This window comes from Burkholderia latens (genome assembly GCF_902499045.1).
Classification (GTDB): domain Bacteria; phylum Pseudomonadota; class Gammaproteobacteria; order Burkholderiales; family Burkholderiaceae; genus Burkholderia; species Burkholderia latens.
This window is the reverse complement of record NZ_CABVPL010000002.1, coordinates 117,300-142,984: the sequence shown is the minus strand read 5'-3', so window position 1 is coordinate 142,984 and position 25,685 is coordinate 117,300. Positions and strand designations below refer to the sequence as shown.

Below are 25,685 nucleotides of genomic sequence, written 5' to 3'. Positions count from 1 at the left end.
GCATGGCGGCGGAGCGGGCGGATGAAATCGCTACTATGCCGGGCGCGGGGCGGTGCGGTAAAGACATCGGTGGCGCGGTACCGCTACAGATGGCCGTCCGCGTCGCGCACTGCGTCGGCGATCGCATCCGCGACGCGCTGCACGCGCGGCGAGCGGCGCACGTCCGGGTGGACGACGAGCCAGATCTCGCGCTCGACGTCGCAACGCGGCGCGGACGTCAGTTCGACGAGGCCGGTCGACGTGGCTGCCGGCGGACCGGCCGAAGCGGGCGTGTCCGTGTCCGCGGACGTTCCCGGATCGCCGAGGAGAAAGCGCGGCAGCAACGCGATCCCCGCACCGGCGACGCATGCGCGATGCAGCGCGGCGAGATCGTTCGCGATGAACGCGAAGCGGCGCCCGGCCGCGAAGCGCTCGAGCCACTGCTGTTGCGGTATTTGCGCGAGCGCGTCGTCGTAGCCGATGAACGCCCACGTGTCGGGCGGCGCGGCGGCCCAGTCGGGCGACGCGCACAGCGCGAAGCGCATCGTGCCGAGCCGGCGCGCGGCCAGCCCCGGTTCGCTCGGCCGCGACAGCCGCACCGCGAGGTCGGCTTCGCGTGCGTACAGGTTGGCCGCGTGCATCTCGCCCATCAGGTCGATCCGCAGGTTGGGCCACGCGCGTTGCGCGCGGGCGAGCCGCGGCGCGAGGAAGTGGCTCGCGAACACCGGCGACGCCGACACGCGCACGACGCCGTCGAGCGCCGCCGCCCCTTGCGCGGCGCGCGCGAACGCATGCACGTCCGCTTCGACGCGGCCCGCGTGCTCGGCCAGATGCTGCCCTTCGTCGGTCGGCGGCCAGCCGCGCGGCAGCCGGTCGAACAACCGGATGCCGAGCGCGGACTCCAGCGCGTCGATGCGCCGCGCGACCGTCGAATGCTGAACCTGCAGCTCGCGTGCAGCCGCCGACAGGCTGCCGCCGCGCATCACGGCGAGGAAATAGCGGAGGTCGTCCCAGTTCATCGGCAGGCCGGATGCCGGCGTCGGATCGGTCGAATTTTGCACAGTCAGTGCGCGCGTAGCGGGAATTCCGATCGATTATGCACGATGGGATGATCGTGTCACTTCATTCGATTGCGAGGAACCGTGATGACCCAAACCGCCACCGCCGTCCGGATCGGGATCGACCGTTATGGCGATGCCGGCGTGCTGCGCCGTGTCGATGCCCCCGTCGTGCCGCCCGGTGCCGGCGAAGTGCGAATTCGCCAGACCGCCGTCGGCGTGAATTTCGTCGACATCTATTTCCGCACCGGCGCGCATCCGCTGCCGGCGTTGCCCGACGCGCTCGGTGTCGAGGCGGTCGGCGTGGTCGACGCGGTCGGGCCCGGCGTGACGGCGCTCGTGCCCGGCCAGCGCGTCGCGTATGCGGGGCTGCCGACCGGCAGCTACGCGAGCATCCGCACGCTGCCCGCCGAGCGCGCGGTGCCCGTGCCCGACGGTCTCAGCGACGACACGGTCGCCGCTGGGCTGCTCAAAGGGATCACCGTCTACATGCTGATGCACCGCGTGCGGCAGGTCGGCGCCGGCGATACCGTGCTCGTGCATGCGGCGGCCGGCGGCGTTGGGCTGCTGGCGACGCAGTGGGCGCGCGCGCTCGGCGCGCGGGTGATCGGCACGGTCGGCTCCGCCGCGAAGGCCGCGCTGGTGCGGACGCATGGCGCGGAAGCGGTGGTCGATTACCGGGACGCGGATTTCGTCGCGGCGACCCGCGCGTTCGGCGGCGGCGCCGGTGTCGACTATGCGATCGACGGGATCGGCGGCGACGTGCTGACGCGCACGCTGGGCGCGGTCCGGCCGTTCGGGATGGTCGCGAGCATCGGCCAGGTGGCCGCGATCGGCGCGCGGCAGACGATCGATCTCGACGAACTGGGGCCCGCGCGCTCGATCGCGCTGGCGCGGCCGAGCGTGCTCGGCTTCATCGCGCGCGACGTCGGCGGGTATCGGGAAGCGGCGCGCGCGACGCTCGAACGGCTGGCGGGCGGAATGCACGTGGAGATCGGCGCGCGGCTGCCGCTCGAACAGGCGGCCGACGCGCATCGGCTGCTGGAGTCGAGGCAGACGACGGGCGCGGTGGTGCTGGTGCCGTGACGACTAGACGGGTGCCGATGCCGTGCGCATGCAAGCGCGGCGCGCCTGCGGAGGACACGCGGGCGCTGCCGCGCATCGATCTGCGGGAAGCGGTTCGCCGCGCGCGGCGGCCGCAACGCGTGACGGCGGTCGCCGCACAGTACCGAGCGGCGAGCCGCAGGCGGCGGCACGATTCTACCGATGTCGGCCGCCGATCAATGCTGCTTGCGCAGCGGCGTACTCTCGACGAACCACGCGAGCACGAACGCGATTGCGATCACGCCGGCCGCCGCGAGATACACCGCATGCAGCGACCCGGCGAACGCATGCAGATACGCGTCGCGCACCGCCTCCGGTAACAGGTGTACGGCGGCCGGGCCCAGCGCCGGCGGCAGGTCCGTGCCCGCCGGCAGCGCCTGCGCGAGCCGCGACTGCAGCCCGTGCGAGAACAGTGCGCCGAACGCGGCGACGCCGAGCGAGCCGCCGATCGAGCGGAACAGCGTCGCGCCCGACGTCGCGACGCCCATGTGCCGGAATTCGACCGTGTTCTGCACCGCCAGCGTCAGCACCGGCATCACCATGCCGAGCCCGGTCCCGAGCAGCGCCATGCAGGCGTACATCGTACGCAGCGGCGTGTCGACCGACAGTGTCGACAGCAGCGCCATCGCGACGCCGCCGATTGCCGTGCCCGCGATCGGGAACGGCCGATACGTGCCGAGCCGCGAGATCAGCCGGCCGCTCGCGACCGACATCGCGAGCATCCCGCCCATCATCGGCAGCAGTTGCAATCCGGCCTGCGACGGCGTCGAGCCTTTCACGACCTGCAGGTAGAGCGGAATGAACGTGACCGACCCGAACAGTGCGATGCCGACGACGAAGCCGATCAGGCTCATCAGCACGAACGTGCGCTGGCGGAACAGCGCCAGCGGCATGATCGGTTCGGCCGCGAGCCGCTCCTCGTAGACGAAGCCGCCCGCCGCGACCACGCCGAGCACGAGCGTCATCCACAGCTGCGGCGACGACCACGGCAACAGCGAGCCGCCTTCGCTCGTGAACAGGATCACGCAGGTGAGGGCGGTCGCGAGGAACGCGGCGCCCATGTAGTCGATCCGGTGCTTCACGTGCGCGACATGCGGCCGGAACGCGATGCCGATCACCGCGAGCGCGACGAAACCGAGCGGCAGGTTGATCGTGAAGATCCAGCGCCACGACAGGTGTTCGACCAGGAAGCCGCCGAGCAGCGGGCCGACGATCGTCGCGAGGCCGTACACGCCGCCGAACATCCCTTGATAGCGCGCCCGGCGGTCGGGCGGCACGAGGTCGCCGATCGCGGCCATCGTGACGACCATCAGCCCGCCGCCACCGAGCCCTTGCAGCGCGCGCAGCACGATCAGCTGCGTCATGTCCTGCGCGATGCCGCACAGCGCGGAGCCGGCGAGAAACAGCACGATCGCGGCCTGCAGCACGATCTTGCGCCCGTACAGGTCGCCGAGCTTGCCGTATAGCGGCAGCACGACCGTCGACGACAGCAGGTACGCGGTGACGACCCACGACAGCCGGTCGATCCCGCCGAGCTCGCCGACGATCGTCGGCAGCGCCGTCGACACGATCGTCTGGTCGAGCGCGGACAGCAGCATCACGAGGAGCAGCGCGGCGACGATCAGGCCGGTCGGCGCGTCGCGGCGGGCCGCGTCGGCGGCCGGTGGAGCGGCAAGGGTATCGGTTCTCATCGAAATATCTGCCATGGCAGGAAATTGCACGAAATATAGAACCAATTGATTGCCTGGTCAATTTCTGTCTGGCCTTGAATTGTTGCAGCGGTAACGGAAGATTGCCGGCGGGAAAATTTGATCGCGATCAGCCTGAACGCGGGAAAGGCTCAAGTTTTTTGCAGGCAAACCGTAATCCAGAATGCCGCTGATCGATTGCCGCGGCGCTTTTCATCGCTCACGTGCCGTCATGAACCTGAACGCCCTGTTTTCCCGTTTCTCGATCCGTACGCGGATCTTCTCCACGCTCGGTCTCGTCGCCGCATTGCTCGTCGTGTCGGGCCTGATCGGCCTCGCCGGCATGCAGAGCTCGAACCGCGCGCTCGACGAGGCCTATACGCGCCAGCTGGCCGCGAAGACGGCGCTGTCCGCCGCGAGCCTGAACCTGACGATCGTGCGGACGACGCTCGATCGCGCGCTGCTGCATCCGGAGGCGCCGGAGGTGCCGGATCTCGTCAAGAAGGCCGAGGGCTATCTCGCGAAGGCGGACACCGCGTGGCGGACCTACGCGGCGATGCCGCACGATGGCGACGAAGGCCCGCTCGCGACGCGCCTCGACGCGGCGCGTCAGGCGCTGATCGGACAGGCGCTGAAGCCGATGATCGACGCGATCCGCGAGGGCCGCCGCGACGATGCGGACCGATTGCTGATGACGGTCGCGCCGCCGCTGTCGGTCGCGCTCACGCAGGCGACCGACGCACTCGACGCATACCAGGCGGCGCGCGGCAAGGACGTCTACGACACCGCGCAGACGTATTACAGCTGGATGCGCACGGGCGCGATTGCCGGCATCGCGTTCGGACTGGCCGCGTGTCTCGGCTGCGCGGTCGGCCTGCATTTCGCGATCACGCAGCCGGTGAACCGGCTGCTGTCGCATTTTCGCCGGCTGTCGGACGGCGACCTGACGTCGGAAGTGCACTGGTCATCGCGCGACGAGATGGCCGAACTGGTCAAGGGCGTGACCGGCATGCAGCGCAGCCTCGCCGATACGGTGCGCCAGGTCAGCCACGGCTCCGAAGCGATTTCGACCGCGACGCACCAGATCGCGGCCGGCAACACGGACCTGTCGCAGCGCACCGAGGAGCAGGCGGCCGCGTTGCAGCAGACCGCCGCGAGCATGGAGCAGTTGACGGCGACCGTGAAGCAGAACGCCGATCACGCGGTCGAGGCGCAGGCGTGCGCGGACACCGCGAGCGAGATCGCGACGCGCGGCGCGACGGTCGTCGGCGAAGTGATCGGCACGATGAACGAGATCGACCAGAGTTCGCAGAAGGTGGCCGACATCATCGGCACGATCGAAGGCATCGCATTCCAGACCAACATCCTCGCGCTGAATGCGGCGGTCGAGGCCGCGCGCGCGGGCGAGCAGGGCCGCGGTTTCGCGGTGGTCGCGGGCGAGGTGCGCACGCTCGCGCAGCGTTCGGCATCGGCCGCGAAGGAAATCCGCACGCTGATCGGCGAGTCGGTCGAACGTGTCGCGACGGGCTCGCGGCTCGTCGGCGTGGCCGGCGCGACGATGCAGGACATCCAGCAGGCGATCGGCCGCGTGACCGGCATCATGACCGAGATCGCGGCCGCGTCGAACGAGCAGCGCGACGGGATCGAGCAGGTGAACCGCGCGGTGTCGCAGATGGACCAGGTGTCGCAGCAGAACGCGGCGCTGGTCGAGCAGGCGGCGGCCGCTGCCGCGTCGCTCGAGGAGCAGGCGGAAGGGTTGCGTCGCGCGGTGGGGGCGTTTCGGGTGGCTTGACGCCGCGTGACGTGTGCGGCCGGCCACGGCGCACGCGTCACGCCGATCCGGCGCTGCGGCCATTGCCAGCCTAGCTCCGCGTCAGCCGGCCGTGAGCTGCGCGGCCGCACGCGCCGACGCGACGAGCAGCAACTTCATCGTCGCGCGCGTCGCGCCGACGAACAGCTTGCGGGCCGCGCGCGCATCGAGCGTGTCGAAGTCGATTTCGGTGAGGATCACGCACGGCGCCGATTGCCCCTTGAACCGGTAGATCGAATCGAGCAGCACGTCGCCTTCCCGATATTCAGGGTTGCCGAACAGGTCGTACTTGCCGGTGAAGCGCTTGACGCGATGCGGCCCGAGTTGGTCGAGCTGCGCGAGCACCGAGTTTTCACGGCCGCGATACGACAGCACCGCGATGTCCTGCTTGCGAAAGCCGAGCGACAACGCATGCGTGATCGCGCGCTTGGTCGCGTCGACGCACGCTTCGGCGAGCGCGTCGCCCGACGCGCCATCTTCCCCGTATGACGACACCGACGGATCGGAACCGTCGAACGGGCTGCCCGAGCGCAGTTCGGCCGCGAGCGGCTCGACGCGGCCGACGACGTCGCGCACGAATTCGAGCAGGTCGCGCGGGCTGCGATAGTTCGTCAGCGCCTTCAGCGTGACCCAGCCGGGCAGCGCGACGGGCTCGCGCAGATAGAGGTTCTGCAGCGGATCCTCGAGCCACCACCATGCGCCGTCCGGCGCGAGCAGGCGCTCCAGTGCGGCCGCCCATGGCGCGTGAAAATCCTGGCCTTCGTCGACGATCAGCACGTCGAAGCGCCAGCGTTCCGTGACCGGCGTTTCCGCGAAGCGCGCCTCGAGCCGCTCGAATGCGCCGGGCGCATCGAAGTCGGGCGTATAGCCGCCGTCGCGGGCCACCCAGTCGCACAGCTGGTGGTAGTTCGCGATCTTCGCGCCGGGCGGCGCGATCCGCGCGATGTAGTCGGCGAGCGGACGGTTGAAACACACGTACAGCACGCGCTTGCCGGCCGCGACCGCATCGCGCATCGCCTGCACTGCGAGCTGCGTCTTGCCCGATCCGGCGGTGCCCGTCACGCGCAGCCGGAACGGCGTGAACTCGAGCTGGCGCGCCCATGCGGCGAGGCCGCCCGACAGCCGCGTGACGAGCGTGCCGGCCTGCCCGACGAGTGCGCTTGTGTCCGGCGTCAGCGCAAGCTCGTCGGCGAGAAAGTGATGCAGCTTCGCCGCGTTCGGCAGCGGTTCGTCGTGCTCGGGCAGGATCTGCTGGATCACCTGCGCGAGCTGCGCCTTGCGTGACGCATCGACGATGCGATCGGCCGCGACGCCGGCGATCGCGGTGTCGCGGATCGAATAGTCGGGGCAGTACAACAGCGCGTCGACGCCGTAGACGCCGGCGCCGAGCGCGGCGGTCAGGCGCCGGTGCAGCGTTTCCTGCGTGCGCGCGAGCTGGATTGGGACGTTGCGTTCCTTTTGCAGGTAGACCTTCACGAGCCCCTTCGGCGTTTCGCGCAGGAAGCCGGCCTTCTGCTCGATCAGCAGCACGCGGCCCGCTGCGCTCACGACGACGAACGCCGCTTCGCCGAACACCGAGTAGCCTTCGCCGGCGCGCGTCCAGTGCACGCCGTGATAGACGGTGTAGCTGTCCGGCAGCGCGTGTTCGAGTGCGGCGAGCGTTTCGCGCTCGCGTTCGGCCGCACCGGTGGCGGCAAGGCTTTTCCAGTCGTCGGGAATCAGGCGGGCCATGAAGTCGGGCGGCGGATGCCGGTCGTGAACGGGTCCGGCTATTGTACTGAGGAACCCATGCACGACCGCCGTGCGGCGCGGAGACCGGCTATCCGCACCACGGATGCGGGCGGACGCCGCTTACCCGCGCGCGAGCCGTTTCGCGAGATCGGCGCTGAGGATCGCCATGCGCGCGGGCTTTTCGTAGCAGACGACGTCGAACGCGCGGATCACTTCGCTGATGTCCGCTTCGCTCGCGCGGCCGGTGAGCAGGTCGCCGGTCAGCACAAAGATCGGCGCGCCCGGGTTGTCGGACGTGCGCACCGCCTTGATCGCGGTGGCGGCCGTGCCGTCGTCGAACAGCCATTCGGTGACGACCGCGTCGAACGCCTGGCCCTGCAGCGCATCGACGAACGGCGTGAGCCCGTCGAACGCGGCCGTCGCAAAACCCTGCCGTTCGAGATAGCGGCACAGCTCGGTCGCACTCACGCGATCGGGATCGATCACCGCGACGACCAGCTTGTCGCTCTCCGCGCGGCGCGGATAGATCTCGATCTTGTGCACGTCGTACGCGTTCTGATACAGCACGCCGGTGTGGCGCAGCACGCGCCAGCGGCCGTGCTGCTCGTACGCGACGAACTCGGGGCGCGCGCCGGCTTCGAGCGGCGCGCCGATCCATGCGGTGCACGGAATCTCGGCGACGCCCGCATAAAGCACGGCCTCCTGGGAATAGGCGCCGACCATGCCGGGGTCGAGCGTCTGCGCGCCGAACAATTGAGCGGCGGGTTCGCCGTACGCTTCGGCGACTTTCTTGATCTGCGCGAGCGTCCAGGGGCTGCTGCCGCGCAGTTTGCGATGACCCTGCGAAAAGCTCAGGTCGAGGATGCGGCACAGCTCGGTGGTCTGCTGGCGCTTGCCGATGCCGTTGCGGGTCATCAGCTCGCGCACGCGCTCGGCAACCGCGAGTGAATCCGTGGTGATTGCTTCAGTGGTCATGCTGCGGGAACGGATCGTGACGTTCAGAACGACGCCTTGCGGCAGTCTCGGCGGACAGTCTTGACGACGTCCAGGGGCGAGCCGACCGGCCACGCGCGGAAAAGATAACTTTACCGCAAAACCGGTGTCATTCCATGTCGCGAAAGGTGCGTTTCTGTGAAAGGTGTGTCATGACGTTACGTCCGCGGCGCGCTTGCATCCGGTGCCCCTGGCCCGTTCGCAACCTTCAGGCGTTGATCGTCGGGCGGCGCGACACGATTGCCGGCCGGACGGCGCGTAATCGCGTTGCAGGTGCACCAGGGCAGAGCGCGGCGACGGTCTGCACGCCGGTATCGCGATGCCGCGTCGGCGACAAATTTTTACATCGCACCGGGCGCGGGCCGGACGGTGCCGCATCTTATACGCGGATGGGCTGATGGTTTACTCTAATGACGCTCCGACGACGCGCGCCGGCCGCGCGGAAGCGGCTGTGAAAGCGGCGAAGCGCCATGCTACGATTTCGCCGTCTCAAAATTGCGTTGAAGCGATGCAGAAGAAATTTGTGATGCGCGGGTACGAGATGAACTGCGAACCGCGCGTGACCGAGAACGGCAAGTACGCCGCGCAGGTCGAGGTCACGAAACTGGGTTTCAGCCGCGAGGCGGCGTTCCGCAAGCTGGGCGAATTCGATACCGAAGCCGAAGCCGTCGCCTATGCGAAAAAATTCTCCGAAGAGTGGTTGAGCCGCTACGCGTAGCGCGTGGCCTGCCCGCGTCACGCGGGCGCGGGCCGGCGGCTCCATGCACGCCGACGAGACTCCGGGTTCCGCATCGACGGAGCCATTCCAGCCATGCAAGAGAATGCGTCGACGCGCTGCATGCGCGGGCGTCGCGATCGTGCGCCGCTGCGTGGCGCCCCACCTGTATTGATTCTCGACGGTTGTGAATACTGGTGGAAGTTCGTAGATTGGCGTCTCACGTTGTGAGGTATCGTTCGATCTCGATCGAAGGCCACGCAATTGGAGACTGCGAATGTCCACCTTATGCATGCAGACCGTCGTTCACGGTAAAACTGTCCAGGTCGTGTTGTCACCGGAAAGTCGTACCGCCAGGATCGACATCGTCGATGAAGAAGCGGGCCGCCATCCGCCCCGCACGATGAGCATCGAGCAGTATCTGAACGCGGGCATGGCGGGCGACGAGATCGCCCGGCACGTGCTCGAAGTCGTATCGCTATCGATCGAGCAGCTGGCGCGGCTTCGGCCGTTCGATCGCGCGGCCCGCGCGTACACCCGCTATTCCCACTGATTCGGGGCGCGTCGGGACGATCCCGTACCGCGCCCGATGTGTTGCGTAGCGGATTGCAGTCCGGCAGTCCGCAAATCCGTTTTCCCGGGTCCGTGCCGATGCGCGCTCGCCGCGCGCGTCACGTCATGTCGCCAGCATCGCCGCCGCCGTCAGGTTTGCGGCTGCGCGCCCTGCATCGCATCCGCCGCCGCCGCTACCAGCGACGGTGGCGCGGCTTGTGCATCGTCGGAGTCACGGCTGCGCCGGTGCGTGTGCACGCGCGTGCGGCCGTGGCTGCCTGCTCCGAACACGTCGAGCAGCGTGCGCCCTCGCGGCGTCAGATGCACGCGGCGATGTCCGTCGGCACGATGTTCGAGCATGATCAATTGCCGCTCGAGCAGCGCGTCGATTTCGGCACGGGTCGTGTCCAGCTGATCCGGCGCATGACGGATCAGCATCAAGGTCGCGAATTCGTGTGGACTCAGCATGGTCGTCTCTCATGGTCAATGCATCGGGCACACGGCACCACCACGCGCGACGAACCGGTGCGCGATCGTGCCGCAGCCTGCGTGGGCGATAACGCATCGAAACACGCAGCGCGCGAGTCGCGGCTGCGTTGAGCGACACCTAAAATAGGTCAGGCGATGCAAATTTCAAGGGGCCATTCGACACACGACGAATGGAGGTTTCATGGATCTTTTCGACATCGTGAACGAGCAGATGGAGGCCGTTCGGCTGCCGCTCTATGCGGTGACCGTGACGGCCGCCGCCCGCGTCAATACGCCACTGATCGCGATACTGCACTGGCATGGCTTTCTGCGCGAAACGCCGCTCGCGCTGCCAGGCGTCGAGTTGCCGCGGCGTCCGGTGCCCGGCAGCGCGATCCAGTTCGAAGTGCCGTGGCATGCGCTCGAGGCCGTCGACGAAACGCTGCTCGATGCCGCGTGGCGGCTCGGCGCGTGGGAACTCGAGCGCGTCGAGCGGCGCGGCTGCAACACGATCGGCGCGTCGGCCGCCGAAGCGCTCGCGTGCCGCCAGGCATTCGGCGATTACGACGGCGGTCCGTCGGCCGACTGCCATCTTGTCGACGGCGCGCCGGATCGTGACGAACTGATGCAGCTGGCCGCGCGCAACGGCTATGCGAGATGGTTGTTTCGACCGGTCAAGGGCGGACTCTGGCGCGCGCTCGACGAGCCCGACGACACGCTCGATGCGGACGGCGGCCGGCAGCCGCCGTGTCCGGTTCTGCCGCGGCCGGCGCGGCACCGTTCGCGCCGCACGCTGTACCGCCTCGGCGCGGTTCGACGCATCCTGATGCGCTGAAACATTTTGTTACACATGCACGTTGGTCCGCCCCTTGAAGCGTGCATCGGCGCCACTATTTCGCTTTTCGCCAAACGATGGCACGGCAGCGCAGCGTCGCTTCGCACGTGCGTGCGCCGCCGGATTCCCTTATTCAGGTGATCTCATCGCTCAGGAGATGAAAATGCAGATTCGTCCCCTCTACGACCGGGTTATCGTCAAGCGAATCGAACAGCAGCGGACGACAGCCTCCGGCATCGTGATTCCGGATTCCGCCGCTGAAAAGCCCGAACAGGGCGAAGTCATCGCGGTCGGCAGCGGCCGGCTGCTCCAGGACGGCTCGCAGCGCCCGCTGCAGCTCAAGGTCGGCGACCAGGTTCTCTTCGGCAAATATGCAGGCCAGACCGTCAAGGTGGACGGCGAGGAACTGCTCGTCATGCGCGAAGAGGACGTCATGGGCGTGCTCGAACCCGAATCGCAGCCCGCCAGGAAAGCGGCCTGACGCGCGATTCGTCCGCGCGGCGCCGGCGTGGGCCTGGTGTGCGCGGCATTCCGTTCAACGACTTCATCCGGAGCAATCAAAATGGCTGCAAAAGACGTGAAATTCAGCGACGGCGCGCGTAGCCGGATCGTCAAGGGCGTGAACGTCCTGGCCGATGCCGTGAAGGTGACGCTCGGGCCGAAGGGCCGCAACGTGGTGATCGAGCGCAGCTTCGGCGCGCCCGTGATCACCAAGGACGGCGTGTCGGTCGCGAAGGAAATCGAGCTGAAGGAGCGCTTCGAGAACATGGGCGCGCAGATCGTCAAGCAGGTCGCGTCCAAAACCGCCGACGTGGCCGGCGACGGCACGACGACCGCCACCGTGCTCGCGCAGGCGATCGTGCAGGAAGGCATGAAGCATGTCGCGGCCGGCATGAACCCGATGGACCTGAAGCGCGGCATCGACAAGGCCGTCGGCGCGGTGCTCGACGAGCTGCGCAAGCTGTCGCGGCCGATCTCGACGCACAAGGAAATCGCGCAGGTCGGTGCGATTTCCGCGAACTCGGACGACGCGATCGGCAAGATCATCGCCGACGCGATGGAGAAGGTCGGCAAGGAAGGCGTGATCACGGTCGAGGACGGCAAGTCGCTCGACAACGAGCTCGACGTGGTCGAGGGCATGCAGTTCGATCGCGGCTACGTGAGCCCGTACTTCATCAACGATCCTGACAAGCAGGCCGCGTATCTCGACGACGCACTGATCCTGCTGCACGACAAGAAGATCTCGAGCATTCGCGATCTGCTGCCGATTCTCGAGGCGGCGTCGAAGGCCGGCAAGCCGCTGTTGATCATCGCGGAAGACGTGGAGGCCGAAGCGCTTGCAACGCTCGTCGTGAATGCGATGCGCGGCATCCTGAAGGTCGCGGCCGTCAAGGCGCCGGGCTTCGGCGACCGGCGCAAGGCAATGCTCGAGGACATCGCGATCCTGACCGGTGCGACGGTGATCTCCGAGGAAACCGGCAAGCAGCTCGACAAGGCCACGCTCGACGATCTCGGCCGTGCGAAACGCGTCGAGGTGCGCAAGGACGACACGATCATCATCGACGGCGCGGGCGACGCGGCGCGCATCGACGCGCGCGTGAAGTCGATCCGCGTGCAGATCGACGAAGCGACGAGCGACTACGATCGCGAGAAGTTGCAGGAGCGCGTCGCGAAGCTCGCGGGCGGCGTCGCGGTGATCAAGGTCGGCGCCGTCACCGAAGTCGAAATGAAGGAAAAGAAGGACCGTGTCGACGATGCGCTGCATGCGACGCGCGCGGCGGTCGAGGAAGGGATCGTGCCCGGCGGCGGGGTCGCGTTGCTCCGCGCACGCGCGGCGCTGTCGGACCTGAAGGGCGCGAACGCCGACCAGGACGCCGGCATCCGGATCGTGCTGCGCGCACTCGAGGCGCCGCTGCGCGTGATCGTGTCGAACGCCGGTGAAGAGCCGTCGGTCGTGGTCGCGAAGGTGCTCGAGGGCAAAGGCAACTTCGGCTACAACGCGGCGACCGGCGAGTACGGCGATCTCGTCGAGGCCGGCGTGGTCGACCCGACCAAGGTCACGCGTACCGCGCTGCAGAACGCCGCGTCGATCGCGGGCCTCGTGCTGACTACCGATGCGACCATCGCCGAAGCGCCGAAGGAAGAAAGCGCCGCGCCGGCGGCATCGCCGGAGCTCGGCTACTGATCCGCCTCGCAGGCACGCCTGCGACGATCGATCCGCCGCTGGCCGGAGCGGCACGGTTCGGCGCGCGCGACAGTGGGGACGCGCGCGCCGTCTTTTTCGTTGTTGGCGATACCGATCATGAAACTCGAACTGCTGATCGATTCCAGGCCGCTGGAGATCGAGATCGACGACGTGGTGGCCGGGCTGCTCGCTGCACGTCTCGGGCTCGCGCCGGACGGCGATCATCGCGACGCGATCGCGCGCTACCTCGGCGAAGCAGCCGCACCGTGGACGCTCGACGACGACCACATGCGCAAGCGCGTGACGCGCCGGCTGATTCTCGACGTCGCCGATCCGACGCTCGTGATCCAGTACTTGATGGCCGATCACCCCGAGTCCGGCGCAGCGGGCGCCTGACGCCAGCCCGCGTTGCCGAAGGCGCGGCTATCGCTTCGCGGGCGCGTCGGTCTGCGCGCGCGCGAGATAGGTGCGCACCACGCCTGCCATGTTGTGCTCCAGCCATGCGGCCATCGCCTGTTCCTCCGGCAGGATCCGTTCGCAAATCTCCATCGTTTCGCGGTCGCCGACGAACCGCGCGGCCTCGATCAGGTTGCGATACGCGGCGATCTCGAAGTGCTCGAACGTGTAGCCGGCCATTGCACCCTTGACGATCTCGTCGGTTGCGAACATGCCGGCCAGGCCCTGCACCCACGCCATCGTCTTCGCGCCGACGTCCTTGATCGCCGACACCGAGCCGCCGCGCCGCTCGATGCACGTGCGCAGCAGCCTTGCCTGCTCGCGCGTTTCGTCGATGTGCTGCTCGATGCGCCGCTTCAGATCCGGGTAGTGATCGATCCGGCCGGCCATCGACGTGAGCATCGTCTCTGCCTGTTCCTCCATCGCGTGCGCGTCGCGCAGCCAGTCCATCAGATGTTCATCGCCTGCAGTCGTGTCAATGGTCATTGCGTTCTCCGTGCGTTCTCCATTCGGGGACGAACGGGCGCTCGCCTGCTCGCCTTCGCAAGCGGGCGCCCGACGTGAGCGTTCATGCGCCGTCCGGTTTGCCGGCCGTGCCGTCCCGCGGGACCGGTGCGCTGGAGCCAAGCTCGGTGCCGGTCGTCGGATCGCTGTCCGGATCCGATGCGAGCCGCTGCGCCATCGCTTCGATCGCGTCCGCCTGGCTTTGCTCGAGCATGCCTTCCGCAATGCCCGTGCCGCCGTCGACGGCCGGTTCGGCCGGACGGATCTCGAGGTCGCCGCCGTGGTTCCACGGGCCGACCAGCGGTTCCGCGTCCGGCTGCATCCGGAAATACACGCGGTCGTACGGCTCGACCGGCGGCAGCTTGCCCGGCGGGAAGTTCGCGGTGATCGCGTACAGCGCCTTCTCGAACGACTTCTGGTGCGACACCTCGCGCGTCATCAGGAAGCCGAGCGCGTCGCGGATGCCCGGATCGTCGGTCACGTTGATCAGCCGCTCGTAGATGATCTTCGCGCGCGCTTCGGCCGCGATGTTCGAGCGTAGGTCGGCCGTCGGTTCGCCGATCGTGTCGATGTACGCGGCCGACCACGGCACGCCGCCCGAGTTCGTCAGCGGCGAGCCCGCGCCGTACAGCAGTTGCGTCACGTGACTGTCGTTGCCTGCGCCGTGCAGCTTGCGGTACAGCTCGGCCTGTTCGTCGACGGCTTCCGCGAGTTCGCCTTTCGCCCCGCGGTTCAGCATCGCAACCAGCGAGCCGATCACCTCGAGATGGCTCAATTCCTCGGTCGCGATGTCGAACAGCATGTCCTTGCGGCCCGGATCTTCCTCGGTGATCGCCTGCGTGAAATAGCGCATCGCGGCGGCGAGTTCGCCCTGTGGCCCGCCGAACTGCTCGAGCAGCAGGTTTGCGAGCCCGGGGTTCGGTGCGTCGACACGCACCGTGTACTGAAGTCGTGTGTTGTGAATGAACATGGAATCTCCATAGAAGAGGTTGCGCGACATTCGCCGCGTCGAAACAGCACGAAGCGATCCCGCGCGCGGCGAACGGCGTCGAGTGCGATCCGCTACCGCGGGCACGCGCGATGCTCGGCGCTTCGGGCGGCACGTGCGGGCGGCACGCAGGTGTTTGCGCCGCCCGGCCACGCAAGAAGCGTGCGTCGGCCCACCACGGGCGCCGCGGCGACTTTCGATTCCGGAGACGACATGCAAATGGACAACGATTCACGCGGCGAGGCGCCGGACCGGCGTGGCGCCGGTGCAGCGAAAGGGCAACCGGCCGGGCATCCGGTCACGCGCGCATTCGAGCGTTTCGCGTCGGGCGTGACCGCATGGGCCGGCTCGCCCGTCGCGTTCGGCTCGGCGGTGGGCATCACGGTCGTGTGGCTCGCATGCGGGCCGATCTTTCACTACTCGGATGCGTGGCAGCTCGTGATCAATACCGGCACGACGATCGTCACGTTCCTGATGGTGTTCCTGCTGCAGCGGAACCAGAACCGCGACAGCGTCGCGCTGCATCTGAAGCTCGACGAACTCGTCGCGGCGACGCGCTCCGCGAGCGATCAGCTGATCGGAATCGAGGATGCGTCGGAGGAGGAGCTGCGCCGTCTTGCGAAGGCGTATCTCGCGCTGGCGAAGCGGGCCGCCGTCGACGGCCGTGCGGCGGCATGCGACGAACCCGATGCGGCGGACGAGCCGAGCGGCGTGTCGTGACCGGCGGCGCACGCTGCCGGGCTTACAAGCGGTTGTCATTTGGACTGCATCGGCCGTGCCGCGCGCGCCGCCGATTGCTCGACGGAGAGGGGATGGCGACACTCGACAGGAATGCGCTGACCGAACGTACCGCGACCGGCATGCGCGAGGTGTTCGCGGGCAGACGACGCGGGCCGAAGGCGGCGCTGCTGTTCGCGGGGCCCGCGATCATCGCGTCGGTCGCGTACATGGATCCCGGCAATTTCGCGACCAACATCCGGGCCGGTGCGCAGTTCGGTTACACGCTGCTGTGGGTCGTGTTGCTGGCGAACGTCATCGCGATGCTGTTCCAGGCGCTGTCGGCGAAACTCGGCATCGCGACCGGCCGCAACCTCGCGGAACTCTGCCGCGCGCATTTCCCGCCGCCGGTGGTCGTCGGCATGTGGGTCGCGAGCGAGCTGGCCGCGATGGCGACCGAGCTCGCGGAATTTCTCGGCGGCGCGATTGCGCTGGCGCTGCTGTTCAAGCTGCCGACGTTCGCCGGAATGGGCGTGATGGCCGTCGTGACCTACGGCATCCTGCTCGCCGACCGCAACGGCTTCCGGCCGATGGAGATCGCGGTCGGCGTGCTCGTCGGCGTAATCGGCCTGTGCTATCTCGCCGAGATGTTCATCGCGCCGGTCGCATGGGCGGACGTCGGGCTGCATGCGATCGTGCCGGAATGGCCGCGCGGCGAGGCGCTGACGCTCTCCGTCGGCATCGTCGGCGCGACGATCATGCCGCATGCGCTGTATCTGCATTCCGGGCTCACGCAGCGGCGTGTGGCCGGGTTCGACACGGAACAGCGCCGGATGATGGTGCGTTTTTCCAATTGGGAAGTCATCGTTGCGTTGTCCGTTGCGGGTGCCGTGAACATGGCGATGGTCGTGATGGCGAGTGCGGCGTTTCACGCCGGCTATCGCGACGTCGCGGAAATAGGGACCGCGTACCGGACGCTGACGCCATTGCTCGGAGCGGCCGCGGCCACGTGCTTCCTCGTGTCGCTGATGAGCTCCGGCATATCGAGTTCCGTCGTCGGCACGATGGCCGGGCAGATGATCATGCAGGGCTTCGTTCGCTTCCGGATTCCGGTGTGGGTGCGCCGGCTCGTCACGATGGCGCCGGCCTTCGTGGTCGTAGGGCTTGGCGTCGACTCGACGCAGGCGCTCGTGATCAGCCAGGTCGTGTTGTCTTTCGTATTGCCGGTGCCGATGCTTGCGCTGGTTTACTTCACCGGACGCCGGGACATCATGGGCGCGTTCGCGAACGGCCGAGCGACACATTGGGCCGCAATTGGCGCAACGCTCGTTATTTGTATGTTGAATATCCTTTTACTCGTGCGGGAGTTTTCGCAGTGATGTCGTATTGCGGTGATAACTGAATAATGCTCCGCCAAGGGTTTTGAATGATTTTAATAAGCGGGGCGGAAAATATTGCGTGCCGGCATCGGCTCAATATGTCTTTTTTACCGCTGCATACGTAAAAGAAGGAAGCAGGCCCGCGGGCCGGCGGGCCTGCTCTTTTTATCGCGCTTTCAACATTTCGTCGGCGAGGCGATACGCGCTGAGCGCGCGCTTGGATTCGTAGTCGGCAATCGCCGATACGTTGCGGCCGGCGTCGCGCGACAGCAGCCCTTGCAGCGCGGCCGCCGCGAAGAAATCGCGCAGGCCGGGTGTCGGCTCCTCCGATTCCGGCGGGGCCGCGACGACGGGCCCCGGTCGCCAGAAAGCCGGCGACGGGGGGAGAGGGGCTTTGGGTAAGGAGGCGGCTTTTTTGGCGCTCACATCGTGGGACAACGACATCGTTTCTTCCCCTTCGATCAGGTTCAGTTCGCGAAGTAACAGAAGGTCCTCGTTTACATGGCGAGCAACTTTATTTTTTTGTTTTGACAGATAGCAACGACAGATCGACGCGAATATTCGCCGGTAATCCTGAATTCGTCAAAGGAAAAAAATTGAATTCGCCGATGTGTAATCGGAGCACGAATTGTTCCCGGACGGATGAAAGCGCGGCGCGCCCCGCGTAAATCGATATCGATGGTATGTCGGCGCAAGTGACGATGCGGTGACACGCGCAAATGTGCGATGGCGCACTGAACGCTTGCCGGTTTTTTATGTTGGCGAGCATTGGCTAGTGGATCGCGCGCCTTTGTATTACGCCGTATTACCGCGGCCATTCATTCATCGCGCCGCGCTCGCCTGCGTTACGCCGGCCTGTACGTGAACGGTTCGCCGTCCTCACGCTCGACGGACAGCAGGCGCTTCAGCTGATCGAGCGCGAACAACTGCTTGCCGTCGGCCGCCGCTTCGGCGATCGCGGCATCGACGAGTTTCCGCGCTCGCGCGAGGATTACCGAGCGTTGACGCGCGATTTCGAGCACCATGCGTTGCTCGATGTTCTGCCGGCTCGATTGCCTGTCGCTCAGATGACGCCAGCGATCGCGAAGCTCGGCCCACGTCACGCGCTGAAATTCCGGAATCGTGCGCGGCAGCGTGCCGGCGTCGGCCGGTTCGGGCTCTGCGCGCAACGCACAGCGCAGCGCCATGCGCGCGCGCCATTCATCGGAAAACGGTGCATAGACGTCGCGCGGACGGCCGATCGGATTCGCGCGTTCGATTTCCTTTTCAAGCAGGTAGTTGAGCCGCCGAAGCGCGGAGCCGTGCGCGAGCATGTCGGGATCGAGCACGCGGATCCGCCGCGAAGCATCGGCGACGTGCGCCCTCAGCTCCCACAGCGTCAGGCGCAGGTGCTGCACTTCGAGGATCAGGCGCTGCACGTCGGCATAGGTGCACTTCGTCCACCATTCGGTGAGGTCGTTCAGCTTCGGGGGATCGAATGGGGGGAGGATCATTTCTACTGCAGCGATACTGTATGGATATACAGTTTAGCGCGCGGTAACATAGCGCCGTCAAGCCGAAAAAATGGGGACGGCCGGCACGCGCGCCCGACCGGTGGCCGGGCCGTGCTTCGGCCGCTCCGTGCGCATTCGGCCCTATCCGGAAGCCGACAGCCTGATCCGGCGCCCGTCATCCCGAACGCCGATGGCGGCGCCCGACGTATCGACGCCAACAGAGAACAATGACGACAACCTATCCGCTGCATGATGCATTGACCGACGCCGCCATGGCGTTCCCGGCCGAAGCCGACATCGTGATCGCCGGCGCCGGCATCATGGGCTGCGCGGCCGCGTACTACCTCGGCCTGCGCGGCTTGAAGGCCGTCGTGCTCGACAAGTCGCGCATTGCCGGCCAGCAGTCCACGCGCGCGTGGGGCTTCGTGCGGCAGCAGGGCCGCGAATCCGCCGAAGTGCCGCTGATGATGGCCGGCATGCGGATCTGGGAAGGGCTCGAGCAGGCGCTCGGGTTCGATCTCGAATGGCGGCAGGGCGGCTGCCTCTACATGGCGGACAACGAAGACGACTGGGCGTCGTTCCAGGCGTGGCTCGCCGTCGCGCGCGAACACGGGCTCGACACGCGCACGCTGTCGCGCGCCGAGATCGACGAGCGCGTGCGCGGCTTGTCCACGAACGCGCGTACGCTCGGCGGGCTGTACACCGCGACCGACGGGCAGGCAGAGCCGCGCCGCGTGGCCGCCGCGTTTGCCGCGCGCGCGGTCGAAGCGGGCGCGCGTTTCTTCGAAGGCTGCGGCGTGACCGCGATCGAGACGGCCGGCGGCTCGGTCGTCGGCGTCGCGACCGAGCGCGGCACGATCCGCACGCGGCGCGTAATCTGCGCGGCCGGCGCGACCAGCTTCCGGCTGCTCGACGGCGTCGGCATCCGGCTGCCGCAACAGGCCGTGCGCGGCACCTGCATGCGTACCAACGTGCTGCCCGAGGTGTCCGCGTCGACGATCTGGGGGCATGGCCTCGGCATCCGGCAACGCAGGAACGGCGCGATCAATCTGGCCGACGACATGCAGGTCGACGTCGAACTGACGCTCGGCCATCTGCGCGGCCTGAGCCTGTTCTGGCCGGAGTTCTGGTCGCAGCGCGAGAAGTTCCGGCTGCATTTGAATGCGGCCGCGTGGCGCGATGCGTGCATGCGCATCGGCCGCGGGATCGGGCCGATCGAGCCGCGCGATCCTCAGCCGCAGCCGAACCGCGCGCATGCGCCGCGCGCGCTCGCGAAGCTCAAGGCGATCTTTCCGGCGCTGAAGGACGCGCAGATCGTCGAGGCGTGGGCCGGCCTGATCGACGTGCTGCCGGACGGGATCCCGGTGATCGACACGCCGGGCACGCCGTCAGGGCTCGCGATCGCGACCGGGTTCTGCGGACACGGCTTCGCGATGGGGCCGATCGTCGGCCGGCTGCTGGCCGAGTGGGTCGATACGGGCGCGCCGTCGCTCGATCTGTCGGCGTTCCGCGCGCGGCGGTTCGTCGACGGGACGATGGTCCGGCCGCGCAGCATGCTGTAGCGCACGCGCGGTTGCGTTCGCGTCGTAGAATCGAGCCCGCATTTCTCAGGAGAATGTCCGTTGGCCACGCCTTCCGCCAAGCGCCGCTCGTTGCGCTCCCGACTGCGGCGCGCCCGCGATCCGTGGCGGCCGCCGCGTGCGCGCACGCTGTTCACGCGGCCCGCGTCATCGCCGCGGCGCACGCTGCTGTTTCGCCTTGGCGCGGTCGTGCTGCTGTGCATGCTCGCGTTTCTCGTGCTGTATCTCGATCGCGACGGCCTGCGCGATTCGACCAAGAGCACGCCGATGAGCGTCGCCGATCTCGTGTACTTCACGATGGTCACGGTCGCGACGGTCGGCTATGGCGACATCGTGCCGGTCACCGCGCGTGCGCGGCTGATCGATGCGTTCTTCATCGTGCCGATCCGCATCGGCATCTGGTTCATCTTCCTGGGCACGGCGTATCAGTTCGTGATCCAGCGCGTCATCGAGGAATTCCGCATGAAACGCCTGCAGAAGCAACTGTCCGATCACATCGTCGTGTGCGGCTACGGCCTGTCGGGATCGATCGCCGTGCGCGAGCTGCTCGAGAGCGGCGTCGATCCATCGACGATCATCGTGATCGATGCGCAGCAGCAGGCGCTCGAGGCCGCGACGTCGCTCGGCGTGACGGGCTTGCTCGGCGATCCCGCGCACGAGGACTTGCTGCAGCAGGCGCAGGTGCGTGCGGCGAAGGCCGTGATCATCTCGGTGACCGACGATCCGACCGCGATCCTGCTGACGCTGTCGGTGCGCAGCATCGCGCCCGAGACGAAGATCGTCGTGCGGATCCAGGAGAACCTGTATCAGCGGCAATTGCGGCAGGCGGGCGCGGACGTGATCGTGTCGTCGACGAAGATCGGCGCGCTGTTGCTGGCCGATGCGGTGCATAGCCGCTACATCGTGCCGTTCGTGAACGACATGTTGTCGACGCGGGGGCGCGCGACGCTGCTCGAGCGTGAGGCGCTACCGCACGAGATCGGCTGCATGACGAACGTCGTGCCGGGCGCGATCGTCGTCGGGCTCGATCGCTGCGGGAAGATTCATTCGTTTTATGAGGATCCGCCGTGCAGGATCGAGGCGGGGGATACGCTCGTCGTGATTCAGTCGGCGAGGATTCCGGATCCGGATGTGTGACGGCGGTTGCCGCTCTGCCCGCGGCGTGCCCGACGAGCGGCGGGCGTGACGTGCTCCGCGCAGTGTTCCGCGGCGTGGTTCGGCCGTGCGTCAGGCGCTGAACCGAAGTGACGCCGAGCGCGAACACATGACTTACGCCGGCCGCTCGCTACCCGCTCGCTACCCGCTCGCTCCTCGGTCGATCAAGCGCTCTCGACGTACGCGCCGTTTCGCAGCAGGCTGCCGAACGCATCCGGTTCAAGCGGATGGCCGAGCAGGAAGCCCTGTACCTCGTCGCACATCAATATCTTGAGCTGGGCCAGCTGCGACGCCGTTTCAACGCCTTCCGCGACCACGTCCATTTTCAGCGTGTGCGCCAGCGCGATGATCGCGCGAACGATCGCGCTCCCTTCAGGGTTGTGCTTGTCGAGCCCGTGGGTGAAAAAGCGGTCGATCTTCAGCTGCTTCGCGCGAAACCGTTGCAGGTAGCTCAGGCTCGAATAACCGGTGCCGAAGTCGTCGATCGCGACTTCGAAGCCATTGGTCTGGAACTCGTGAATCATTGCCGTCGTGTGCGCGGCATCCTGCATCGCCACGCTTTCCGTTATCTCGAACATGAGTTGCGCGGGCTTCACGCCCTCGGCGCTCAGGATCTCGAGAAAATTCGAAACGAGGCCCGACTCCGCTATCTGCCGAGGCGACAGATTGATCGCGACCTGGAGCGCCGGCAACCCATCGGCTCGCCAGCGATTCAACTGGCGGCACGTTTCCCGGACGACCCAGTAGCCGATTTGCACGATCTGCCCCGTGCGCTCGGCGATGGGGATGAACTCCGCCGGCATCAACGTGCCGAGCTCCGGATGGTTCAGCCGCAACAGCGCTTCCGCACCGGTAATCGCGCCGCTGCGGCCGTGGAATTTCGGCTGAAAATGCAGTTCGAAGTAGCCGGCAACCACGGCTTCGTGCAACGCGCGCTGGACCTGCAGCGTGCGTTGCACCGCCACGTTCATGTCGCCCTGGAAGAACCGGTAGGTGCTGCGTCCGGCGCGCTTTGCCTCGTACATCGCCACGTCGGCATGCTTGAGCAGCACTTCGACGGTGTCGCCGTCACGCGGGTATAGCGCAATGCCGATGCTCGGCGTGACCTGCAGCGGCTGAGCGTCGTTCCACAGGCCATCGCGCATCCGGTTCAGCACGTGTTCCGCCGCACGCTCGACGTCGTCGATGGACGAAACGTTTTCCAGCAGAACCACGAACTCGTCGCCGCCAAGACGCGCCACGGTGTCGCTGGCGCGCACGCATTGCTGCAAGCGACGCGCGAACGCCTTCAGCACTTCATCGCCCGCGGTGTGTCCGAGCGAGTCGTTAATCGTCTTGAAACCGTCGAGGTCCATGAACAGCACGGCGAACGTCGTGTTGGATTGACGCTCTGTCTGGATCGCGGCCTCGATTCGCTCCATCAACGTGCGGCGGTTCGGGAGGTCGGTCAGTTCGTCGAATTGCGCCATGCGGACGATCTCGCCGTTCAGCCGCGATACGACGCTCGCGAGAAACGACGTCCGTGCGCCGGAGCGGCTGAGCACGAGCGTCACGATCAGGATCGCGAGCGTGGACAGCGTCACCGCTGTCGCGAGCAGCGGCGTCGCGATTTGCTGGGTCGCGCCGCAGATCGAACCCGGCAGGAACGTGGCGGCGGCATTCGCCGTGTAGTGCATCCCGGTGATCGCGATGCCCATCACGCACGCGCCCGCGACTCGCTTGGCGTTCGACTGGCGTTGATTTGCGGCGTTGAGAAACTGCGAAATCCACAGCGCGGCACCGGACGCGCCGATGGCGATACCGATCGAGCCCGCGACCAGCGCGGCGTCGTACGCGATGGCCGGCTGCATTTTCATGGCGGCGTCGCCGGTGTAGTGCATGCCGGCAATGCCTAGCCCCATCAGGATCGCGCTGGCGACGAGATGACCGGGCGACAGGGACGCGCGCGAGATGACGTACAGCGCAAACCACGACACGACGATCGCGATGGCGAGCGACGCGCCGGTAATCGCGAAGTCGTAGCCGAGCGGAATGGGCAGCGAAAACGACATCACGCCGATGAAGTGCATCGACCAGATGCCGATACCCATCGCCATGCCGCCGCCGGCTATCCACGCGTGACGCCGCCGCCCATGACTCAGCAGCGCGATCCGGCCGGAGAGGTCGAGTGCGGTGTAGGCCGCGAGTGTCGCGACGGCCAGAGACAACGCAACAAGCCATGGGTTATAGGTGCCATGCACGATGAATTTTCCTGTTTTCCGCTACGGATGACATGCACGCTGCTCGAGCTGGATTTTGAATCGCCACGCATTATACGGGCCGTTGATTCGCGTTATCCCACCCGCTTTACTTCCTTTCAATTGCGCAGGGTGCGGGATTTCTTCAGACTTTTTCGTGCGATTCGCTGCCAGCCGATCGCAACGCAGGCGGCGATGCGGCGGCGCACCGATGCGCGTGCCCGCCGTGCCGCGCGACGCACGATCGCGACGCACGCGCGGCGCGTTCGACGGCGAAAAAGATGACCCGCTGCGCATCGATATCGTCTGACATAATCGCATTCGACACGGCATGTCGCGTCGCGGCCGATACGGCTTTCACTGGCCGAGCCGCCGCGCTTTCCATGACGTCATCGAGGAGACACATGAATTCCAGATCGGCGGCTCCCTATACCATCGTCGTGATCGGCATCGTCGTCGCGTGCGCGCTGATGGGTCTGTGCGTGTTGCAGCTGTTTCAGAGCCGCCATGACGCGCTGGAGCGGGCGAGCGAAACGTCGCGCAATCTCGGCCTGATCGCCGAGCGCGACATCGGACGCAACTTCGAACTCTACGATTTGTCGCTGAAGGCGGTCATCGACGGCCTCAACCGTCAGGACGTGATGAATGCGCCGCCGAGCCTGCGGCGCGCGGTGCTGTTCGACAACGCGATGACCGCACAATTCCTCGGCTCGATGCTGGTGCTCGATGCCGGCGGCAACATCGTCCTCGACTCGGCGAACGACGTGCCGCGCCACGGCAATTTCGCCGATCGCAAGTACTTCACGATCCACCGCGACAACCCGGACGTCGGGCTCTACATCAGCGATCCGTTCGCGTCGCGCCTGCGCGGCGGCGCGCCGAGCATCGGGCTTTCGCGGCGGATCTCGAACCCGGACGGTTCGTTCGCCGGCGTCGCGCTCATCGCCGTCAATCTCGAGTATTTTCACCAGCTGTTCGCGGGCCTGTCGCTCGGGCAGCACGGTTCGATCTCGCTGATCGGCAACGACGGCGTGATGGTGATGCGTCAGCCGTACGACGTGCACACGATCGGCCGCGACATCAGCCACGCCGCGACCTTCAAGCGCTTCCAGGCCGCGAAAGAGGGCGTGTTCTCGGAAATCTCGTCGCTCGACGGCGTGCGCCGTCTTTACTATTTCAGGCATTTGCCGAAGCTGCCGCTGATCATCATGGTCGCGGAAGCGGAAAAGGACATCTATGCGGCGTGGCGGCATCGCGCCACGACGATCGGCGCGCTCGTGGCGACGTTCGGCGTTGCGTTCATCGCGGTGTCGGTAATGCTGGGCACGCAGCTGCGGCGCCGGATGCGCGCCGAGTCGGAGCTCGTGTTGCTCGCGCGCACCGACGGTCTCACGGGACTGAACAATCGCCGCAGCTTCGCGGAAGTGCTCGACCGCGAATGGCGGCGCGCACGGCGCGCGCGATCGGTGTTCTCGTTGCTGTTCGTCGACGTCGATCGCTTCAAGGCGTACAACGACACCTACGGCCACCAGGCGGGGGACGACGCGCTCGCGGCGGTCGCGCGGTGTATCGGCGAGAACATTCGCCGGCCGCTCGATACCGCCGCGCGCTACGGCGGGGAGGAATTCATCGTGCTGCTGCCCGATACGCCGGAGACGGGCGCCGCGCAGATCGCCGAGCGCATTCGCGCGGCGATCGATCAGCTGGCGCTCGAGCACGCGGGCAGTGAATACGGGCACGTGACTGCGAGCATCGGCCTCGCCAGTTGGATGCCGAAGGACGACGAAGAGGCCGGCACCGTGATCAAGGCCGCGGACGAGGCGCTGTATTACGCGAAAGCGACGGGCCGGAACAAGGTTGCCGCCTTTCAGGCGCAGACGTGACGCGGGCCGCGCAACGCGCTTGCGCCGCTGCATGAGCAGCGAGCCGTCCGTCGTCGCAGCGTCGCTTGCACGCGGCCGTCACGCACGCTCGCGGCCCGTCAAGTTTATGACGTACACCGAATAATTTATCGCGTTATATCGGTTGGGATTACAGGATCGAGCGAACAGAATCGTC

Annotated in this window: 23 protein-coding genes; 13 read left to right on the top strand and 10 right to left on the bottom strand. The window is 66.9% G+C overall.

Translation table 11 applies throughout. From position 1 onward, the window contains the following. Positions 1 to 83 precede the first annotated feature (83 nt). Positions 84 to 998 (bottom strand): LysR family transcriptional regulator, encoded by a 915-nt coding sequence (locus tag BSE24067_RS01940; RefSeq protein ID WP_151065315.1) that lies wholly within the window; start codon positions 996 to 998, stop codon positions 84 to 86. A gap of 126 nt (positions 999 to 1,124) precedes the next feature. Between BSE24067_RS01940 and BSE24067_RS01935 the strand changes: the two genes are divergently transcribed. Further along, positions 1,125 to 2,123: a quinone oxidoreductase family protein gene (locus tag BSE24067_RS01935; protein WP_151065306.1), complete on the top strand. Its 999-nt coding sequence runs from the start codon at positions 1,125 to 1,127 to the stop codon at positions 2,121 to 2,123. Positions 2,124 to 2,317: 194 nt separating this feature from the next. Here BSE24067_RS01935 and BSE24067_RS01930 read toward each other — a convergent pair whose 3' ends face one another. Beyond that, entirely contained in the window at positions 2,318 to 3,832 is a 1,515-nt protein-coding gene (locus tag BSE24067_RS01930) for an MDR family MFS transporter (RefSeq protein WP_151065305.1), read from the bottom strand. Between the two features lie 229 nt (positions 3,833 to 4,061). Between BSE24067_RS01930 and BSE24067_RS01925 the strand changes: the two genes are divergently transcribed. Further along, complete coding sequence (locus BSE24067_RS01925; RefSeq protein ID WP_151065304.1) at positions 4,062 to 5,621, top strand: methyl-accepting chemotaxis protein; 1,560 nt, start codon at positions 4,062 to 4,064, stop codon at positions 5,619 to 5,621. Positions 5,622 to 5,702: 81 nt separating this feature from the next. Here BSE24067_RS01925 and BSE24067_RS01920 read toward each other — a convergent pair whose 3' ends face one another. Beyond that, on the bottom strand, positions 5,703 to 7,370 hold the full coding sequence (locus tag BSE24067_RS01920; RefSeq protein WP_151065303.1) for an ATP-binding domain-containing protein: 1,668 nt from the start codon (positions 7,368 to 7,370) through the stop codon (positions 5,703 to 5,705). 120 nt (positions 7,371 to 7,490) lie between these two features. After that, positions 7,491 to 8,345 carry a helix-turn-helix domain-containing protein gene (locus BSE24067_RS01915; protein ID WP_151065302.1) on the bottom strand — a complete coding sequence of 285 codons (855 nt, stop codon included), beginning with the start codon at positions 8,343 to 8,345 and terminating at the stop codon, positions 7,491 to 7,493. Between the two features lie 526 nt (positions 8,346 to 8,871). On the opposite strand from BSE24067_RS01915, the gene BSE24067_RS01910 reads away from it, so the two are divergent. Together BSE24067_RS01910 and BSE24067_RS01905 are read left to right on the top strand one after the other, a co-directional pair. Beyond that, positions 8,872 to 9,081 carry a hypothetical protein gene (locus BSE24067_RS01910; protein WP_034195215.1) on the top strand — a complete coding sequence of 70 codons (210 nt, stop codon included), beginning with the start codon at positions 8,872 to 8,874 and terminating at the stop codon, positions 9,079 to 9,081. Positions 9,082 to 9,355: 274 nt separating this feature from the next. After that, positions 9,356 to 9,631, top strand: a complete 276-nt coding sequence (locus tag BSE24067_RS01905) for a hypothetical protein (protein WP_151065301.1) — start codon at positions 9,356 to 9,358, stop codon at positions 9,629 to 9,631. 149 nt (positions 9,632 to 9,780) lie between these two features. On the opposite strand, the gene BSE24067_RS32225 is transcribed toward BSE24067_RS01905, so the two are convergent. Beyond that, a complete protein-coding gene (locus BSE24067_RS32225) occupies positions 9,781 to 10,098 on the bottom strand; it encodes a hypothetical protein (RefSeq protein ID WP_244122113.1) in 318 nt (105 codons plus the stop codon). 202 nt (positions 10,099 to 10,300) lie between these two features. Here BSE24067_RS32225 and BSE24067_RS01895 point away from each other — a divergent pair, with 202 nt between their 5' ends. The 4 genes from BSE24067_RS01895 (at position 10,301) to BSE24067_RS01880 (ending at position 13,514) form a co-directional block, all read left to right on the top strand. Then, positions 10,301 to 10,933 carry a diguanylate cyclase gene (locus BSE24067_RS01895; protein WP_151065300.1) on the top strand — a complete coding sequence of 211 codons (633 nt, stop codon included), beginning with the start codon at positions 10,301 to 10,303 and terminating at the stop codon, positions 10,931 to 10,933. Between the two features lie 163 nt (positions 10,934 to 11,096). After that, positions 11,097 to 11,414 carry a co-chaperone GroES gene (locus tag BSE24067_RS01890; protein WP_059451108.1) on the top strand — a complete coding sequence of 106 codons (318 nt, stop codon included), beginning with the start codon at positions 11,097 to 11,099 and terminating at the stop codon, positions 11,412 to 11,414. Positions 11,415 to 11,495: 81 nt separating this feature from the next. Beyond that, the gene (groL, locus tag BSE24067_RS01885; protein WP_151065299.1) at positions 11,496 to 13,118 is read left to right on the top strand and encodes a chaperonin GroEL; all 1,623 of its coding nucleotides are present in this window, start codon (positions 11,496 to 11,498) and stop codon (positions 13,116 to 13,118) included. A gap of 117 nt (positions 13,119 to 13,235) precedes the next feature. Beyond that, on the top strand, positions 13,236 to 13,514 hold the full coding sequence (locus BSE24067_RS01880) for a hypothetical protein (RefSeq protein ID WP_151065298.1): 279 nt from the start codon (positions 13,236 to 13,238) through the stop codon (positions 13,512 to 13,514). Positions 13,515 to 13,541: 27 nt separating this feature from the next. On the opposite strand, the gene BSE24067_RS01875 is transcribed toward BSE24067_RS01880, so the two are convergent. After that, a complete protein-coding gene (locus tag BSE24067_RS01875; protein ID WP_151065297.1) occupies positions 13,542 to 14,060 on the bottom strand; it encodes a ferritin-like domain-containing protein in 519 nt (172 codons plus the stop codon). 82 nt (positions 14,061 to 14,142) lie between these two features. Beyond that, positions 14,143 to 15,048 (bottom strand): manganese catalase family protein, encoded by a 906-nt coding sequence (locus tag BSE24067_RS01870; RefSeq protein WP_151065296.1) that lies wholly within the window; start codon positions 15,046 to 15,048, stop codon positions 14,143 to 14,145. A 231-nt stretch (positions 15,049 to 15,279) separates the two neighbouring features. Between BSE24067_RS01870 and BSE24067_RS01865 the strand changes: the two genes are divergently transcribed. Together BSE24067_RS01865 and BSE24067_RS01860 are read left to right on the top strand one after the other, a co-directional pair. Next, entirely contained in the window at positions 15,280 to 15,786 is a 507-nt protein-coding gene (locus tag BSE24067_RS01865) for a low affinity iron permease family protein (RefSeq protein ID WP_151065295.1), read from the top strand. Positions 15,787 to 15,878: 92 nt separating this feature from the next. Next, entirely contained in the window at positions 15,879 to 17,162 is a 1,284-nt protein-coding gene (locus BSE24067_RS01860; protein WP_151065294.1) for an Nramp family divalent metal transporter, read from the top strand. Between the two features lie 165 nt (positions 17,163 to 17,327). Here BSE24067_RS01860 and BSE24067_RS01855 read toward each other — a convergent pair whose 3' ends face one another. Continuing rightward, positions 17,328 to 17,606: a hypothetical protein gene (locus BSE24067_RS01855; protein ID WP_174904680.1), complete on the bottom strand. Its 279-nt coding sequence runs from the start codon at positions 17,604 to 17,606 to the stop codon at positions 17,328 to 17,330. A 401-nt stretch (positions 17,607 to 18,007) separates the two neighbouring features. After that, positions 18,008 to 18,655: a hypothetical protein gene (locus tag BSE24067_RS01850; RefSeq protein ID WP_151065293.1), complete on the bottom strand. Its 648-nt coding sequence runs from the start codon at positions 18,653 to 18,655 to the stop codon at positions 18,008 to 18,010. Positions 18,656 to 18,882: 227 nt separating this feature from the next. Here BSE24067_RS01850 and BSE24067_RS01845 point away from each other — a divergent pair, with 227 nt between their 5' ends. Beyond that, positions 18,883 to 20,217 (top strand): NAD(P)/FAD-dependent oxidoreductase, encoded by a 1,335-nt coding sequence (locus tag BSE24067_RS01845; protein ID WP_151065292.1) that lies wholly within the window; start codon positions 18,883 to 18,885, stop codon positions 20,215 to 20,217. A 60-nt stretch (positions 20,218 to 20,277) separates the two neighbouring features. Next, positions 20,278 to 21,372, top strand: a complete 1,095-nt coding sequence (locus BSE24067_RS01840; RefSeq protein ID WP_151065291.1) for a potassium channel family protein — start codon at positions 20,278 to 20,280, stop codon at positions 21,370 to 21,372. Positions 21,373 to 21,554: 182 nt separating this feature from the next. Here the strand turns inward: BSE24067_RS01840 and BSE24067_RS01835 are convergent, their stop codons facing one another. Then, complete coding sequence (locus BSE24067_RS01835; protein ID WP_151065290.1) at positions 21,555 to 23,630, bottom strand: putative bifunctional diguanylate cyclase/phosphodiesterase; 2,076 nt, start codon at positions 23,628 to 23,630, stop codon at positions 21,555 to 21,557. Positions 23,631 to 24,031: 401 nt separating this feature from the next. On the opposite strand from BSE24067_RS01835, the gene BSE24067_RS01830 reads away from it, so the two are divergent. Then, the gene (locus BSE24067_RS01830) at positions 24,032 to 25,510 is read left to right on the top strand and encodes a sensor domain-containing diguanylate cyclase (protein WP_151065289.1); all 1,479 of its coding nucleotides are present in this window, start codon (positions 24,032 to 24,034) and stop codon (positions 25,508 to 25,510) included. Positions 25,511 to 25,685: the final 175 nt, after the last annotated feature.

Coding starts and splice junctions, on each gene's coding strand:
- BSE24067_RS01920 (WP_151065303.1), bottom strand. CDS start 7,370: ATGGCCCGCCTGATTCCCGACGACTGGAAAAGCCTTGCCGCCACCGGT.
- BSE24067_RS01865 (WP_151065295.1), top strand. CDS start 15,280: ATGCAAATGGACAACGATTCACGCGGCGAGGCGCCGGACCGGCGTGGC.
- BSE24067_RS01910 (WP_034195215.1), top strand. CDS start 8,872: ATGCAGAAGAAATTTGTGATGCGCGGGTACGAGATGAACTGCGAACCG.
- BSE24067_RS01915 (WP_151065302.1), bottom strand. CDS start 8,345: ATGACCACTGAAGCAATCACCACGGATTCACTCGCGGTTGCCGAGCGC.
- groL (WP_151065299.1), top strand. CDS start 11,496: ATGGCTGCAAAAGACGTGAAATTCAGCGACGGCGCGCGTAGCCGGATC.
- BSE24067_RS01930 (WP_151065305.1), bottom strand. CDS start 3,832: ATGAGAACCGATACCCTTGCCGCTCCACCGGCCGCCGACGCGGCCCGC.
- BSE24067_RS01845 (WP_151065292.1), top strand. CDS start 18,883: ATGACGACAACCTATCCGCTGCATGATGCATTGACCGACGCCGCCATG.
- BSE24067_RS01830 (WP_151065289.1), top strand. CDS start 24,032: ATGAATTCCAGATCGGCGGCTCCCTATACCATCGTCGTGATCGGCATC.
- BSE24067_RS01940 (WP_151065315.1), bottom strand. CDS start 998: ATGAACTGGGACGACCTCCGCTATTTCCTCGCCGTGATGCGCGGCGGC.
- BSE24067_RS01880 (WP_151065298.1), top strand. CDS start 13,236: ATGAAACTCGAACTGCTGATCGATTCCAGGCCGCTGGAGATCGAGATC.
- BSE24067_RS01895 (WP_151065300.1), top strand. CDS start 10,301: ATGGATCTTTTCGACATCGTGAACGAGCAGATGGAGGCCGTTCGGCTG.
- BSE24067_RS01855 (WP_174904680.1), bottom strand. CDS start 17,606: ATGTCGTTGTCCCACGATGTGAGCGCCAAAAAAGCCGCCTCCTTACCC.
- BSE24067_RS01935 (WP_151065306.1), top strand. CDS start 1,125: ATGACCCAAACCGCCACCGCCGTCCGGATCGGGATCGACCGTTATGGC.
- BSE24067_RS01890 (WP_059451108.1), top strand. CDS start 11,097: ATGCAGATTCGTCCCCTCTACGACCGGGTTATCGTCAAGCGAATCGAA.
- BSE24067_RS01860 (WP_151065294.1), top strand. CDS start 15,879: ATGGCGACACTCGACAGGAATGCGCTGACCGAACGTACCGCGACCGGC.
- BSE24067_RS01905 (WP_151065301.1), top strand. CDS start 9,356: ATGTCCACCTTATGCATGCAGACCGTCGTTCACGGTAAAACTGTCCAG.
- BSE24067_RS01925 (WP_151065304.1), top strand. CDS start 4,062: ATGAACCTGAACGCCCTGTTTTCCCGTTTCTCGATCCGTACGCGGATC.
- BSE24067_RS01875 (WP_151065297.1), bottom strand. CDS start 14,060: ATGACCATTGACACGACTGCAGGCGATGAACATCTGATGGACTGGCTG.
- BSE24067_RS01850 (WP_151065293.1), bottom strand. CDS start 18,655: ATGATCCTCCCCCCATTCGATCCCCCGAAGCTGAACGACCTCACCGAA.
- BSE24067_RS01870 (WP_151065296.1), bottom strand. CDS start 15,048: ATGTTCATTCACAACACACGACTTCAGTACACGGTGCGTGTCGACGCA.
- BSE24067_RS32225 (WP_244122113.1), bottom strand. CDS start 10,098: ATGCTGAGTCCACACGAATTCGCGACCTTGATGCTGATCCGTCATGCG.